11 protein-coding genes and 1 tRNA gene are annotated in these 15979 nt (G+C 33.2%); 6 read left to right on the top strand and 6 right to left on the bottom strand.

Annotated features, from left to right (window positions below; translation table 11 throughout):
* Positions 1-167 precede the first annotated feature (167 nt).
* The gene (locus LG651_RS08220; RefSeq protein ID WP_226695658.1) at positions 168-1787 is read left to right on the top strand and encodes an acetolactate synthase large subunit; all 1620 of its coding nucleotides are present in this window, start codon (positions 168-170) and stop codon (positions 1785-1787) included.
* On the opposite strand, the gene LG651_RS08215 is transcribed toward LG651_RS08220, so the two are convergent.
* The 6 genes from LG651_RS08215 to proS all read right to left on the bottom strand — a co-directional run bounded on the left by LG651_RS08215 (position 1779) and on the right by proS (position 10405).
* Positions 1779-2645 carry a YihY/virulence factor BrkB family protein gene (locus tag LG651_RS08215; protein ID WP_226695657.1) on the bottom strand — a complete coding sequence of 289 codons (867 nt, stop codon included), beginning with the start codon at positions 2643-2645 and terminating at the stop codon, positions 1779-1781. The genes LG651_RS08220 and LG651_RS08215 overlap by 9 nt on opposite strands.
* 349 nt (positions 2646-2994) lie before the next feature.
* Positions 2995-5613 (bottom strand): MGH1-like glycoside hydrolase domain-containing protein, encoded by a 2619-nt coding sequence (locus LG651_RS08210; protein WP_226695656.1) that lies wholly within the window; start codon positions 5611-5613, stop codon positions 2995-2997.
* A gap of 217 nt (positions 5614-5830) precedes the next feature.
* Positions 5831-8137 (bottom strand): DUF7133 domain-containing protein, encoded by a 2307-nt coding sequence (locus LG651_RS08205; RefSeq protein WP_226695655.1) that lies wholly within the window; start codon positions 8135-8137, stop codon positions 5831-5833.
* Positions 8138-8455: 318 nt separating this feature from the next.
* Positions 8456-8707, bottom strand: a complete 252-nt coding sequence (gene rpsT, locus LG651_RS08200) for a 30S ribosomal protein S20 (RefSeq protein WP_226695654.1) — start codon at positions 8705-8707, stop codon at positions 8456-8458.
* A 33-nt stretch (positions 8708-8740) separates the two neighbouring features.
* A tRNA-Glu gene (locus LG651_RS08195) sits at positions 8741-8812 on the bottom strand.
* Positions 8813-8926: 114 nt separating this feature from the next.
* Complete coding sequence (proS, locus tag LG651_RS08190; RefSeq protein ID WP_226695653.1) at positions 8927-10405, bottom strand: proline--tRNA ligase; 1479 nt, start codon at positions 10403-10405, stop codon at positions 8927-8929.
* 100 nt (positions 10406-10505) lie between these two features.
* Here proS and LG651_RS08185 point away from each other — a divergent pair, with 100 nt between their 5' ends.
* From LG651_RS08185 to yidD, 5 genes are all read left to right on the top strand, one after another.
* Positions 10506-11615 (top strand): hypothetical protein, encoded by a 1110-nt coding sequence (locus LG651_RS08185; protein WP_226695652.1) that lies wholly within the window; start codon positions 10506-10508, stop codon positions 11613-11615.
* A 27-nt stretch (positions 11616-11642) separates the two neighbouring features.
* Positions 11643-13199, top strand: a complete 1557-nt coding sequence (locus LG651_RS08180; protein ID WP_226695651.1) for an OmpP1/FadL family transporter — start codon at positions 11643-11645, stop codon at positions 13197-13199.
* A gap of 164 nt (positions 13200-13363) precedes the next feature.
* Positions 13364-14041 (top strand): GTP cyclohydrolase I FolE, encoded by a 678-nt coding sequence (gene folE / locus LG651_RS08175; RefSeq protein WP_226695650.1) that lies wholly within the window; start codon positions 13364-13366, stop codon positions 14039-14041.
* 70 nt (positions 14042-14111) lie between these two features.
* Positions 14112-15593, top strand: coding sequence for a cysteine--tRNA ligase (gene cysS / locus LG651_RS08170; protein WP_226695649.1), 1482 nt, complete (start codon positions 14112-14114; stop codon positions 15591-15593).
* Between the two features lie 85 nt (positions 15594-15678).
* Complete coding sequence (yidD, locus tag LG651_RS08165) at positions 15679-15900, top strand: membrane protein insertion efficiency factor YidD (protein ID WP_226695648.1); 222 nt, start codon at positions 15679-15681, stop codon at positions 15898-15900.
* The last annotated feature ends 79 nt before the right edge of the window (positions 15901-15979 follow it).

Raw genomic sequence — 15979 nt, 5'->3', positions numbered from 1 at the left:
AATTTTTATTAAACTTAAAATCTCCATATAAACTAACACCATATTATTTAATAGCCAACTACTTAACAAACTATAACATATTTACTAAAACCTTAACGTTTATTTATATAAAAACATAAGAGCTAACAAGCTTATTATTTGTAGTTTAAGTAAAAAAGGAAAACGTTATGAAAACATCGGATTTAATAGTTAAAGCCTTAGAAAACGAAGGTGTAGAATATATTTTTGGATTACCAGGAGAAGAAAATTTAGACCTTTTAGAATCCATTAGAAAATCTGACCAAATTAAAATGATTACAGTAAGGCATGAACAAGGTGCCGGGTATATGGCTGCAACCTATGGTCGCTTAACTGGAAAAGCCGGTGTATGTATGGCAACTTTAGGCCCTGGTGCATTAAATTTATTTAATCCAGCAGCATATGCCCAATTGGGAGCAATGCCTATGCTAATGCTTACAGGCCAAAAACCTTTAAAAGACAGAAAACAAGGTAATTTTCAAATAATAGATGTTGTAAAAATGCTTCAACCACTAACAAAAACATCCAAACAATTAACCTACGGTGAAAATGCAACATCTACAATTCGAGAGCTTTTTAGAAAATCTGAAGAAGAACGTCCAGGAGTTGTGCATTTAGAAATTCCTGAAGATGTTGCTAAAGAAGATGTGAAAGATTTTACAATTTTTGATGTCATATCCAATAAAATTCCAACAGTAAATTATGACAATTTAAGCGATGCGAAACAACTCATTTTAAACGCAAAACATCCACTTTTACTTATAGGTGCAGATGCTAATAGAAAAAGATGTTGTAACGCATTAACTAAATTGGTAAACACTTTAAAAATACCTTTTATAAACACACAAATGGCTAAAGGTATTATTGATGAACGAAATGATTTATACATAGGTACAGCCGCCTTAAGCGCAAACGACATAGTGCATAAAGCTATAGATTATGCCGATTTAATTATTAATGTAGGCCATGATACTATAGAGAAACCACCTTTTGTAATGAGCCATAATGATGATACAAAAGTTATACACATCAATTTTTTTGAAGCCGAAATTAACGAGGTTTATTTTCCGCATTTAAATTTAATAGGAGATATTGCTACAACAGTAACAGAACTAACCAAAGTTTTAAAAAATGACTTAAAAACTAAAAATGAATATTTTTTAGATATAAAAAATAAAATTATTGAAGAAAACCAACCTTATGAAGACGATAATCGTTTCCCTATCTTACCACAAAAACTAGTTAAATTAGCCCGAAACATTATACCAGAAGATGGTATTATTACTTTAGATAATGGTATTTATAAACTATGGTTTTCTAGAAACTACCCAACACACAGCCTAAACACATTATTGTTAGATAATGCTTTAGCTACTATGGGAGCTGGTTTTGCTTCGGCTATAATGACCAAATTATTGCATCCAAGCAAAAAAGTAGTTTCAATAAATGGTGATGGTGGTTTTATGATGAACTCTCAGGAATTGGAAACCGCCGTAAGATTAAATTTAGATTTGGTTGTTATTATTTTAAATGATAGCGCATATGGTATGATAGAGTGGAAACAAAACAAAGAAGGTTTTAAAGATTATGGATTAAAATACAAAAACCCAGATTTTATAAAATATGCCGAAAGTTTTGGAGCTAATGGTTATAAACCTAATTCAATTGAAGCTTTTAAAAGTATTTTTGAAAAAGTTATAAATGAAAAAGGAGTTCATGTCATAGATTTAGCCATAGATTATTCTTTAAACGAAAAGCTTTTAGGTTAACAAATATCTATCAGAAAACACTTTTGTAAAATTAGCGCCAAAAAATAAAATTAAACTAGAGTACGAAACCCATAACATAATTAACACCACAGACCCCGCAGCTCCGTAAGTAGATGCGGGATTCATTTCTTTAAAATACCACGCTAATAAAAACTTACCTAGCACAAACAACAATGCGGTTAGTGCTGCTCCTACCCTAACAGCTTTCCATTTAATTTTTTTACTTGGTAAATACTTAAACATTGCAGCAAACAAAACATATATAAATAAACTCGAAATAATAAAATCAAAAATATAAACTAAATCAAAAAGGTTTTCTGGTAAAAAATCTTCAATACGTTTACTAAAAGCACTAATTAATGAAGTAATAACAAAACTAATTAGTAGCAGAAAAGCAATGATTAAGATAAATCCAAAACTCTTCAATCGATCTAATATAGTTTGTAAAATACTATTTAAGTTAGATTGAACTTTAACTTCCCAGATTTTGTCAAAAACCTCTTGTAATTGATAAAATACACCTGTTGCTCCATAAAGCAAGGTTAAAACACCAACTATAGTTGTAAATATAGAAACCGATTCATCTCCCCTGTCTAACATCATTTTCCTTACAAATTCTGCCGCTTCAATACCAATAGAATTGGTAATTTCATCTAATAATTCACCTTGTACAATCTCTTTACCCCACACATTACCAACAATATTTAAAATTAAAACTAGAAGTGCTGGTAAAGATAAAATGGCATAATAGGCAACTATAGCACTTAATTGAAAGGGATTACTATCCAACCAATTTTTAGAAGTATTTATTAATAATTTTGGTAAATGTTTAAAATGAAACTTATCATATGTATCCATAATATTCAAGTTAGTGTTGTAAAACCTACTCAATAAATTAACATAAATATGCTTCTTTCATATTTTTTTAAAACAATTAACTTGAAAATAACATTTAAAACACATAAAAAACGCCTTTCATTTCTGAAAAGCGTTTAAAAATTCATTTATAAACTTGCAGGTTTATCGGGCTTATTTAACCATCTTAAAATTAAACTGCAGAGTCTAATAATCTTAATACTAAACCAAGTAAACTCACACCTCCTGATAATTTAATATAATATTTCGATAGATTAGGGTTTTTCTTAAGGTTAAGAAATCCAATAAAAATAAAGCCCGCACATAATTAACAACTACGTAAATAATCGCTTTATTCATCCATTTCCATAATTAAATTTGCAATTAAGGCAGTCCAACCTGTTTGATGCGATGCGCCCAAACCTTTACCTGTATCGCCATCGAAAAACTCGTAAAATAAATGTAAGCTTTTAAAATGCTCGTCGTTAGCAAATTTATTTTCGGCATCGTCTGCATGGTATTGAAATTTCCCGTTAGAATTAACTTCAAACAATTTAATTAAACGTTTGGTTAACTCATTGGCAATTTGCTTTAAATTTAATCTATTACCTGAGCCTGTAGGAAACTCGTATTGATATTCGTCGCCGTAAAATTTGTAATATTTACGCAAGGACTGAATAATCATATAATTTATTGGCATCCAAATAGGTCCGCGCCAATTCGAGTTTCCTCCAAACATGCTCGAACGGCTTTCACCAGGTTCGTATTGAATTTGATGATGACCGTGATGCTGAAATACAAAAGGATGCTTTTCATGGTATTTAGATAAAGACCTAATTCCGAAATCTGATAAAAACTCATTTTCATCTAACAACCTAATTAGCAAATGCTCAAGCCTAAATCCTCGCATTATAGAAAACAAGTAGTTTCCACCTTCATTTGGAGCATCTATATTTGAAATTAACGAGGCTAAATCTGGACGTGTTCTTATAATTTCGTTAGCTCTAAACCTAAAATCCTTTAACTCTTCAAAAAGATCTTTATGCATAACTTCTGCAGCAAACATAGGTATTACGCCAACTAAGGAGCGTACTTTTAAACGGTTAGACTCTCCATTATGCATTTCGACTACATCGTAATAAAAATTATCTTCGTCGTCCCATAACGAAATATCTCGTTCTCCAATATGATGCATTGCCCAAGCAATGTTTAAAAAGTGTCTGAAAAATTTTGCTGCAGCATCTTCGTACGATCTGTTTTGGTCTGCAAGCTCGAAAGACATGCGCAACATATTTAATGTAAACATCGCCATCCAGCTAGTTGAGTCGGCTTGTTGCATTCTTGTAATACCAGGTGGCATGTGGTTTCTATCGAAAACACCAATATTATCGAGTCCTAAAAATCCGCCTTCAAATAAATCGGTTCCATTTTTATCTTTTTGATTTACCCACCATGTAAAATTGAGTAATAATTTTTGAAAAGCGCGTTCTAAAAACTCAATATCACCTTTACCTGTACAAGCTTTATCTTTTTCGTAAACATGCCAAACAGCCCAAGAGTGTACTGGAGGATTTACATCGCTAAAATTCCATTCGTAAGCAGGAATTTGTCCGTTAGGATGCATGTAATTTTCTTTTAAAACCAGCAAAAGTTGTTCTTTCGCGAAATACGGGTCGACTTCAACAAAAGATGCCATATGAAACGCTAAATCCCAGGCAGCATACCAGGGGTATTCCCATTTATCTGGCATTGAAATTACATGCCTATTTGTAAGATGTTGCCAACTTAAATTACGTAAATTAGTTCGGTTTGGCTTAGCTTCATTTGGCCCACCAAACAACCACTTATGTACATCGTAATAATAAAACTGTTTCGTCCAAAGTAAACCTGCAAAAGCACTTTTAGCTATTTCTTTATGTGCAGTTGGTAAGTCATTTTTTAGGGTTTGGTTATAAAACGTCTCACATTCGTATATTCTTTTATGGAAAATATCGTCGTAGTCGTCCCAAGGGCTTTCATTTTTATCTTTACTTAACCTAACTCTAATCGTTTTGGCTTCGCCAGGATTTAAACTTAATTTAAACCAAGCCGCGAATTTAGATCCATTTTTTTCAGGGTTTACGGTATTTTTACCGTTAACGACATGTTCGTTTATGCCATCTTTTACATAATCGACATCATTTGGAATATTATAAATTCGTCGATTATTAGTTTCGTTTTCACAAAATAATTGTTCACCGCCTTCATGATAAAAATAATAACGTCCATTTCTAGTACTACGTGAATAGGCACTTGTATCATTTATCGATTTAATGGTTGGGCGCGTATGTCGTTTATTGTGTTTCCAAAAGTTTCGAAACCACAAATGAGGTAATACGTGGATATCGGCAGTTTTATCGCCTCGGTTTACCACGGTAACTTTCATTAAAATATCGTTAATATCGGCTTTTGCATACTCAATATAACAATCGAAATAGTCGTTATTTTTAAAAGCTCCAGTATCTAAAAGCTCATATTCAAACTCATCTCGACTTCTGTGATTACCAGAAACTAAATCGCTATATGGAAATTCGTTTTGGGTGTATTTATACAAGTATTTACAATAAGCATGCGATGGCGAAGAAGCTAAATGAAAATAAAGTTCCTTTACATCTTCACCATGATTTCCTTGATTGTTGGTTAAACCAAATAAGCGTTCCTTTAAAATAGGATCTTTTCCATTCCAAAAAGCGGTTGCTAAACATAGAATTTCTCTAGAGTCGCAAAATCCTGCGATGCCCTCTTCTCCCCAACGAAAGGCGTTACTTCTTGCCTTATCGTGATCTATAAATTCCCAAGAAGTACCGTGCTCACTATAATCTTCTCGTACAGTTCCCCATTGTCTGTCGGCTAAATAAGGCCCCCATTTTTTCCAATTTCTATAAGTATCAGGAACCGATAATCGTTCTACTTCAGGACCGTTTTGATTCATATAATGTATAATTAAGTTTTAAAACAGCGTTTTAATAGCTACTTCATATAGCATATTTAGCTTAACTAAAAGTACAGATTTTTTAGTAGAATTTTATCCTTTAAGATGGATGTTTCTTATTAAATTTTATTGACTAACTTATATACAACACTAATTTTATAATATTCATTTTGTAAATGAAACAATCTTTAACAAATTGTAACCAAAAAATGAATCGCTATAGTTTTAATTTAAGTAATTCTTCTTCGGTAAATACACTTCCAGATGATGGTAATACTTTTCTAAGGTTTTCAATATCTTTTTCAGTTAATTTGGTATTACTCTCCGAAAAAGCATTTTTTATATACCTAATAACATCGAGAATATCTTTATTAGTAAAATCACTATTGTTACCTAAACCAGGCATGGTTATATTTAAATCGAATCGTTTTTTATTTACATGTATTGGTCCTGTTAACCCATGAAGCAAAACCAATGCTAATTTTTTAGAGGAACCAGAAACGTATTCCGAATGAATTAATGGCGGTGCTAAACTCTCTACACCTTCCCCATCAATACCATGACAAGTTGCACAAAGTTGTTTAAAAATGCGATACCCGGAAGTTCTAGAATCTGTTACAACATTGTTATTAACATAAATAGAATTTTGCTTATTTAAACTTTTATTGTTTATGGTGTTTTGTAAGTTTCTTGTTATTGAAGAATCTTCATTCGTATTACTTTTTTCTAAACGCTTTAAATAATCTGTTTCAAAAGTTGCTAAACTATTAAGCGCTGCTTCTTGATAGATGTCATTATCAACGTAACGTTTAGATAAAGCATCAATTAGATTAAAAAATTCAGAATTATTAAATGTAGCCCAATTATTTAACGAACTTAAAATGTATAAGTCTAATTCTGGATTGTTTACTTCAATAAGTTTATTTAAAGTCTTATAGAAAGTTATTGTATTTTCTTTAGTTGCAAATTGTTTGGCTAAAACTATAGCGTGACATTTTACTTTAAAATGATCTTCGCTATTTAATAACTTCAATAAATCGTTAAAAGTTAAGCGAGACATACCATTTAACGTGTGTAAAGCATGAATTTTAGTAATTTCGTTTACAGTTTCACTATTAATTAACCGCAATAAAGGTGCAATGGCTTCTTCGCTACTTCTTAATATTAGTTTTTGCTGCGCTTTGTCTCTTACCCAACCATTATCGTGTTTTAATAATTCAACTAACTCAAATATATTTAAAGAGCTAAACTTAATAGGTTTATAATTTTTAGTTGAATTATTATGCGTTACTTTTAAAATCCGCCCCTTTTTTAAAATAGTATCTAACCCGCTCTCAGATAAAGCTTTATGTAAATACGGAGTCATAAAGGCTTTATCTTGAATAACCCCACGATGCATATCTACTACGTAAAGATTTCCATCTGGACCGTTATTGATGTTAACAGGTCTGAAGCTCGGATCTGTAGCTGCTAAAAATTCAACATTTTCAATAGCTTGATTAGCTGATAATTTAACATTACTAAAATTAACAATATTTCTTTTTATTAAGTTGGCTTCTGGTACGCAAATAAAGGCATTCTCAAAGTAGCTATCAGGAAATTGATTACCTCTGTAAATTAATGGGCCACATGCCGATGTAACATTAACCAACAAACTATCTGAATTTAAAACGCCTTTTACATACCCTCTATTTACCAAGGTTGGGTGCAAGGGATATACTTTTTGATTAGGGGTTAATGACTGACCTAAAACCGCTTTTGGCTTAAAATATCTGTTCTCAATTGCGGTGTTTGGCAATACATAATCTCCAAGCAGTTGCATATTGTTAGTGTTATAAAACAACCTACCAAAATTATCCTTTGTAATTCCCCATTGCCCTCTAAAGGCAGTTGGTTCTTTTAACCATACACCATCTTTTCTTTGGTATCGAAAGTGAGATTTTGCGTTATAAATCCAGTTATCAATATTCATTAATAATCCGTTAGGCTGGTGCTCTACATTACCGCCATCGGCATATAAAGAATCCACTAAAACTTTATTTTTAGGCTTATCGTTTTCAATCTCAACAAACCATAAATTAGGCGGTTCGGCATAAAGTAAGCCGTTATAAACATGAGCAATTGCTCGTGGTAAAACCAAACTATCAATAAAAACCTTCTTTTTATCTACAATGCCATCGTTATTTGTGTCCTCTAAAATTGAGATAACCCCATTCGGTTCGTCGTCTCCTGTCCCTTCCAAATTTTGCATATAACCATTCATTTCTACTGTCCACATGCGTCCAGCATCATCAAAATCTAAAGCAACTGGCGCGTCTAAAAAAGGTTCGGAAGCAACTACTTGAATATTAAAACCAGATTCTATTTTATAGTCGATTAACGATATTTCGGGAGTATTTTTAGTTTCTGTTTTACAAGAAGAAATAATAGCGACTAAAAAAAAGCTTATTAATACATGTTTGTTTAAAAATTGATTAAAAAAATGATCTACTATTTTTAACAAATAAGTAATGTTAGCCGGCATATATATAAAGTTTAGTTTTTAAATACTTGCAATAATATAAAAAGAAATAAAAACATAGTAAACATTTTAAACAGTTAACATACAAATGCAATCTAAATTAAAATGATTCACCAAGGATTAATATATTTTTTAATTTTTAAATGAATAATGCCTAAATATTTCGAAATGCTACTGAAGGTTTTGTACTTGGCAAAAACGGAGAAGAAAAATAGATTCTAGAGGAATCAAAAAAAATGCAACCTCCAAGGGTTTAAATTTTGTGCAAAAAAAAAGCCTTTCAAAAAATTGAAAGGCTTAAATATTGATAATCTTTATTTTTTATAAAGAAGCTACATGCTTAGCTAAACCTGACTTAAGGTTAGCCGCCTTGTTAGAATGAATTACATTTTTCTTCGCTAATTTATCTAACATAGAAACTACAGAAGGAAATAAAGCCTCAGCCTCTTTTTTATCTGTTAATTCACGTAACTTTTTAATAGCATTACGAGTCGTTTTGTGTTGGTATTTATTTAACACTCTTTTCGCTTCGTTACTTCTAATTCTTTTTAATGCTGACTTATGATTTGCCATTTCTTTTATTAATATTTTTATTTAAAAAAATTGTAGCCCGTAGGGGAATCGAACCCCTCTTACCAGGATGAAAACCTGGCGTCCTAGCCGATAGACGAACGGGCCATTTAGGTTATTTCATTATTTAATGAACAAAGCAATTCGTGATTGCGGATGCAAATATACAACTCTTTTTAAATGCTACAACACTTTTTTCATTTTTTTTAAAAAAAAATTATTCTAGTATGCTTTAGCAAATAAAACCCTCCCTTTTGAAGGTGCTCCAGTATAAACACAAACTCCTGATTCAGAATCATTTTCTAAAGGAATGCATCTAATTGTTGCCTTTGTAAGTTCTTTTATTTTATTTTCGGTTTCGGCAGTGCCATCCCAATGTGCTGAGATAAATCCTGTTTTAGTCTCTAATACAGTTTTAAATTCTTCGAAAGAATCTACTTTAGTAATATGTGTATTTCTAAAATCTAAAGCTTTATTAAATAAGGATTCTTGTATTTCGGTCATTAAACCCTGTACTTTATCTATTAAACCATCTAAAGTAACAACTTCCTTTGTTAAAGTATCTCTACGAGCAAGCTCCACAGTTCCATTTTCTAGATCCCTTGCTCCTATCGCTATTCTTAAAGGTACACCTTGTAATTCATGCTGCGCAAATTTAGCGCCTGGACGAAGTGTATCTCTGTTATCGAATTTAACCGAAATGTTTTTAGCTCTTAAATTGTTAACAATACTATTTACAACTTCTGTAATAGCAGTAAGTTGTTCTTCACTTTTATATATAGGAACAATAACCACTTGGTTTGGTGCAAGGTTTGGTGGTAAAACCAACCCATTATCATCACTATGCGTCATTATTAAAGCTCCCATTAAGCGTGTTGAAACGCCCCAAGATGTAGCCCAAACATAATCTTGTTTTCCTTCTTTATTAGCAAACTTAACATCGAAAGCTTTGGCAAAATTTTGTCCTAAAAAGTGTGATGTTCCTGCTTGCAAAGCTTTACCATCTTGCATTAAAGCTTCAATACAATATGTTTCTTCGGCTCCAGCAAAACGTTCGCTTTCTGTTTTTAAACCTTGAATAACCGGGATAGCCATAAAATTTTCAACAAAATTGGCATACACATTATTCATTTGTTCTGCTTCAGCAATCGCTTCTGCTTTAGTAGCATGAGCGGTATGCCCTTCTTGCCATAAAAACTCTGCTGTTCGTAAAAACAAACGTGTACGCATTTCCCAACGCACCACATTGGCCCATTGGTTAACAAGAATTGGTAAATCGCGATACGACTGAATCCAATTCCTGTAAGTATTCCAAATAATGGCTTCACTTGTTGGTCTAACAACTAATTCTTCTTCAAGCTTAGCATTAGGGTCTACACGTAGCTTACCTGGTTTATCTGGATCGTTTTGCAGTCTGTAATGAGTTACCACAGCACACTCTTTTGCGAATCCTTCTGCGTTTTTTTCTTCGGCTTCAAACAAGCTTTTTGGTACAAACAAAGGAAAATAGGCGTTTTGGTGCCCTGTTTCTTTAAACTTTTTATCTAATTCTGCCTGCATTTTTTCCCAAATGGCGTAGCCATATGGTTTAATTACCATACATCCTCTTACGGCCGAATTCTCCGCTAAATCGGCTTTTACAACCAACTCGTTATACCATTTTGAATAATCTTCTGCTCTACTGGTAAGTTTTTTACTCATATCTATATTTTGGCACAAATATTGTGACTATGTTAAATAAAAAAATAGTTCAGCAAAACTAACTATTTTTGTGATGTTCAACAATAAAAAAGAAAGAGTTATGCAGTTTAAGAAATACATATTTGCGAATCTATCAAAAATAAGCCTATTTGGTTTATTATTTGCATTAGTTTCGTGCGGTTCCTACCAATACGTTGGAGGAGATAACGATGGTATATACGGAAACACTAATACGCACACGCAATACGAAGAGGCTATTGTTGAAGTTCCTGAAGATAACCCAAGTGGAAATAGCAACTATTATGAGAATTATTTTAAAACAAAATCAATTGAATCGGAAGGTTTATACGCCAACGGTGAAATTTTCACCGATATAGATACTTATGAAAACGACAATTTTGTTGAAAATGATAGTATTGCTAATAATTACCAAGGTTATGCTGGTTGGGGACAAGTAAACGAAAGTGTTACCATTAATTATATAGACAACGGCTGGAATAACTGGGGATGGAACAACTGGGGTTGGAATGCTGGTTTTGGGTGGAATACCTGGGGTTGGAACGACTGGAGATATAACCGTTGGGCTTGGAACCCAAGATGGAATTATGGCTGGAATAACTGGGGTTGGAATAATTGGGCTTATGGTTATAACAATCCGTATTTTTATGGTGGTTGGGGCTATAACTCATGGTATTATGGTAATAATCGTGCTTTCTTCAATTCTAATAGATATTACAATAACAGATATGCAAACAGAGCATCGTATAGTGCAACTCGAAGAGGTAGCTATGCCAATAATAATGTAAATGCTACAAGCAGAAGAAGTTCTGCAACTTCTAGAACATCAACATCAAAATACAATACTACAACAAGACGTAGCAGTATAAACAGTAATAATGTTTCGGCTTCAAGAAACGCTACCGGATCGACAACGGTTAGTAGAACAACCAGAACACCTGTATCTAATTCTACTTCAAGATCATCTTCAACTGTAAGAAGAAGTTCCAGTACAGTTAATCGCTCCGGAACTAGTTCAAACAGTTCGTATAGCCGACGATCGTCTTCACAAACATCAACACCTTCAAGAAGTTACTCATCGGGTTCAACCTCTAGGTCATCTAGTTCAAGCGTGAGATCATCGGGAAGCTCTAGTAGATCGTCTGGAAGTTCTAGCAGATCTTCATCTGGAAGCAGCAGAAGACGCGGTTAAGATTATTAAAAAATTAGAAAAAAATATATGAAAAAGATAAGTTTACTAGCCATAGCTGTGCTTTCTATGGCGTTTAGTTACGGCCAAGAAATAACAGACGCATTACGTTATTCGCAAAGCGAAATTCAAGGAAGTGCGCGCTTTAGAGCTTTAAGTGGAGCTTTTGGAGCATTAGGAGGCGATTTAAGTGCCGTAAGTATAAACCCAGCTAGTTCCGCTGTTTTTAATCGAAGTTATGTGTCTTTTACTGTATCAAATTTAGACACAAAAAACACCACCAATTATTTTGGAAACGATGTTAAAACAAATAATTCTACCTTCGATGTTAATCAAGGAGGAGCTGCTTTTGTTTTTGAAAGCAGAAATAACTCGCCGTGGAAAAAACTAGCTTTTTCTATTGCTTACGACAAAACCAACGATTTTAGTAATAACTGGACCGCTTTTGGGACAAATACTAATGATGATGTTTTTGTTGATAACGGCACAAACGAAGTATTGTCTCCTGCAAACTCGATTGCAGGTTATTTTTTCCTTCATGCCGACGGATTAAGACTAGATGAAATTAAAAAATTTGATGATGAAAGCTTTTCTGAAGCTTATCAATATATTGGCAATAATTTTGGCTTTGCAAACCAACAAGCTTTTTTGGGATATGAGTCTTTTATTATAGAGCCAGAAGATATTACCAACGATGCTAACACCAGATATTATTCTAATGTTGCTCCAGGTAACTTTATGCACGATTACTCTTATTTTGCAACAGGTTACAATGGTAAAATTTCGTTCAACTTTGCTACGCAATATGAAGATGATTTATATTTAGGCATAAACCTAAACTCACATTTTATTGATTACGAACGAACCACCTTGCTATTTGAAAACAATTTTAATACCGCTTCAACAATTGATTATATTGAATTCGAAAACTCACTTAGAACTCAAGGTAATGGTTTTTCGTTTCAAGTTGGTGGTATTTATAAATTAACCCCTAATCTGCGCATTGGTGCAACTTACGATTCCCCTACGTGGTACACCATCGACGAAGAAACCACACAATACATTGCTACAGATGGCAGCAATGGTTTTATTGAAATTTTTCCAGACGTGGTAAACGTTTACCCACGATACAAGCTTAAAACACCATCGAAAGTGTCGGGTAGTTTGGCTTATGTTTTTGGAAATCGTGGCTTAATTAGTTTCGATTACTCTAATAAAGATTATGGAAAAATGGAATTTGGGCCAACTGAAGACGCATATTACCAACAACAAAACGAATTAATTGCAAACACTTTTACAAGTGCTTCTACTTATAAGCTCGGTGGCGAATTAAAACATAAGCAATTTAGTTTTAGAGGTGGTTACCGTTTTGAAGAAAGTCCTTATGAAGACGGTGAAACTGTTGGCGATTTGGAAGGTTTCTCACTCGGGCTTGGTATTAGTTTTGGTAACACTAAACTCGATTTAACCTACGATCAAGCAGAGCGTTCGTACTTAACACCTTTATATAGTACAGGATTAATTGACACCGCTTCAATTGATAGAAAAAATTCGAATCTAACTTTAACATTAGCATTCAATCTTTAAAAAAAGAAAACTAAAAATAAAAAACCTGAATTTTAATTAATTCAGGTTTTTTTTATGTGAAACAACTTATAAATAACATTTATAATATTATTACAATAATTGTTTGTTAAGAATAAATTCAAAAAAACGGAAATGTTTATCTTTGCAAACTAAAATTACACCTGATGAAAATTGACAATAATATCGACGAACATGACGCTTTAGGAGAAGACCACATTGGAACTTCATCAAACACACCACTTCGTTTAGATGCTTTCGAGCTTTCAAACGAAGAAAAAATTGAAATTATTAAGGACGATGTGCGTCATATAATGGAAACTCTTGGTCTTGATTTAACAGACGATAGCCTTAATGGCACGCCAAATAGAGTAGCCAAAATGTTTGTAAAAGAAATTTTTGGCGGCTTAGACCCTAAGAAAAAACCTAGCGCATCAACTTTCGACAATAAATATAAGTACGGTGAAATGTTAGTAGAAAAAAACATCACCTTATACTCTACTTGCGAACACCATTTATTACCAATTGTAGGTAGAGCGCATATTGCCTATATTTCAAACGGCACCGTTGTTGGGTTATCTAAAATGAATCGTATTGTAGATTATTACGCAAAGCGTCCGCAGGTGCAAGAGCGTTTAACTATTCAAATTGTAAAAGAATTACAAGAAGTTTTAAATACCCAAGATGTGGCATGTGTAATTGATGCAAAACATTTATGCGTAAATTCTAGAGGTATTCGAGATATTGAAAGCAGTACGGTGACCTCAGAATTTGGCGGAAAATTTAAAGACAAAACCATACGTCGTGAGTTTTTAGATTACATTCAATTAGACACTAAATTTTAATATGTTCCAAAAAGCGTATTTGAGTTTAAAAAACTAAAACAAATACCTTATCAACAAACCACAAAATACAATGCAACTGTACCAACATAACCAAATTAAAATATACAATTCTATAACAGGACAAAAAGAAGTTTTTAAACCAATAAACGAAGGCTATGTTGGCATGTACGTTTGTGGTCCTACAGTTTATAGCAATGTACACCTTGGTAATGTGCGTACATTTATGTCTTTTGATGTTATTTTTCGTTACCTAAAACACTTGGGTTATAAAGTACGTTATGTTCGAAATATTACAGATGCAGGTCACTTAGAAAACGACGCCGATGTTGGTGAAGATAAAATAACTAAAAAAGCACGTTTAGAACAAATTGAACCTATGGAAGTGGTACAGCGCTACACCGTAGATTTTCATAATATTTTAAACACGTTAAACTTTTTGCCTCCAAGTATCGAGCCTACAGCAACGGGTCATATTATTGAGCAAATTGAATTAATTGGTAAAATTATTGACAACGGATTTGCCTATGAGGTAAATGGTTCGGTTTATTTTGATGTTCATAAATTTGATGAATCTAACGAATACGGAAAGCTTAGCAGACGTAAGTTAGAAGATTTAATTCACAATACACGTACTTTAGATGGACAAAGTGACAAGAAAAACCCACAAGATTTTGCCCTTTGGAAAAAAGCCGAACCAGAACACATTATGCGATGGCCTTCGCCTTGGGGCGATGGTTTCCCTGGTTGGCACCTAGAGTGTACAGCCATGAGCACAAAATATTTGGGAGAAACCTTCGATATTCACGGTGGCGGAATGGATTTAAAATTCCCGCATCACGAATGTGAAATTGCACAAAATGAAGCCGCTTTAGGAAAATCGCCGGTTAACTATTGGATGCACGCTAATATGTTGGAGCTTAACGGCCAACGCATGTCTAAAAGTACAGGAAACACAATTAATCCGCACGAATTACTTTCGGGTAATAACGATAAAATGAGTAAAGCTTACTCTCCAAGTGTTATAAGGTTTTTTATGGCACAGTCATCTTATCGTAGTGTTTTAGATTTAACCGATGAAGGCTTAAAAGCTAGCGAAAAAGGTTACAATCGTTTAATGGAAGCCCTTTCACTTTTATCGAAGCTTGAAGCTTCAAAAACATCATCAGTTAACATTAACGAATGGCTTCAAAAATGTTATGATGCTATGAACGACGATTTTAATACGCCCATTTTAATCGCGAATTTATTTGAAGCTGCTAAAATTATTAATCAAGTAAAAGAAGGAAGTCAAACATTAAACGAGGCAGATTTAAACACCTTGAAAACAAGTATAAATGCTTTTGTTTTTGATGTTTTAGGGCTTTTAAATGAAAGTGAAACTAATGCTGGAACCGATAAACTTGCGGCAGCTGTAGATGTTTTAATAAAATTGCGACAAGAAGCTAGAGCAAATAAAGATTTTGCATTATCTGATAAAATTCGTGATGAATTAGCATCGGCAGGTATTCAATTAAAAGATGGTAAAGACGGCACCACCTTTTCTGTAAATTAGAGCTTTGCTAATCATTCTGAACTAGTTTCGGAATCGCACAAACTAAATACACTTAGAACCTGAAATTATTAGAGGTTGAAAAAGTATGAAAAAACTACTTATTGCACCGTTTTTGTTCTTAATAAAGGTTTATCAAGTTTTTATTTCGCCTTTAACTCCTGCTACTTGCAGGTTTCAGCCCACTTGCTCTCATTACATTGTAAAAGCGTTAAAAAAACACGGTTTATTTAAAGGAAGTTGGCTCGCTATAAAACGAATATCGCGTTGCCATCCTTGGGGTGGCTCCGGTTACGATCCTGTACCTTAAAACCATACAAAAACTTTAAAAAAATTATAACAGAAAAAGTTTACAAAACAAATTATTGAATACTACTTTTGGAGTACAC

The sequence above is a fragment of the Neotamlana sargassicola genome (assembly GCF_020523965.1).
Taxonomy (GTDB): Bacteria; Bacteroidota; Bacteroidia; order Flavobacteriales; family Flavobacteriaceae; genus Neotamlana; species Neotamlana sargassicola.
This window is presented reverse-complemented; position numbering and strand designations above follow the sequence as displayed.

Excerpts from the sequence above, each read along its gene's own strand:
- LG651_RS08180 (WP_226695651.1), top strand. The coding sequence starts at position 11,643 with ATGAAAAAGATAAGTTTACTAGCCATAGCTGTGCTTTCTATGGCGTTT.
- rpsT (WP_226695654.1), bottom strand. The coding sequence starts at position 8,707 with ATGGCAAATCATAAGTCAGCATTAAAAAGAATTAGAAGTAACGAAGCG.
- LG651_RS08205 (WP_226695655.1), bottom strand. The coding sequence starts at position 8,137 with ATGCCGGCTAACATTACTTATTTGTTAAAAATAGTAGATCATTTTTTT.
- folE (WP_226695650.1), top strand. The coding sequence starts at position 13,364 with ATGAAAATTGACAATAATATCGACGAACATGACGCTTTAGGAGAAGAC.
- LG651_RS08210 (WP_226695656.1), bottom strand. The coding sequence starts at position 5,613 with ATGAATCAAAACGGTCCTGAAGTAGAACGATTATCGGTTCCTGATACT.
- proS (WP_226695653.1), bottom strand. The coding sequence starts at position 10,405 with ATGAGTAAAAAACTTACCAGTAGAGCAGAAGATTATTCAAAATGGTAT.
- LG651_RS08220 (WP_226695658.1), top strand. The coding sequence starts at position 168 with ATGAAAACATCGGATTTAATAGTTAAAGCCTTAGAAAACGAAGGTGTA.
- yidD (WP_226695648.1), top strand. The coding sequence starts at position 15,679 with ATGAAAAAACTACTTATTGCACCGTTTTTGTTCTTAATAAAGGTTTAT.
- cysS (WP_226695649.1), top strand. The coding sequence starts at position 14,112 with ATGCAACTGTACCAACATAACCAAATTAAAATATACAATTCTATAACA.
- LG651_RS08185 (WP_226695652.1), top strand. The coding sequence starts at position 10,506 with ATGCAGTTTAAGAAATACATATTTGCGAATCTATCAAAAATAAGCCTA.
- LG651_RS08215 (WP_226695657.1), bottom strand. The coding sequence starts at position 2,645 with ATGGATACATATGATAAGTTTCATTTTAAACATTTACCAAAATTATTA.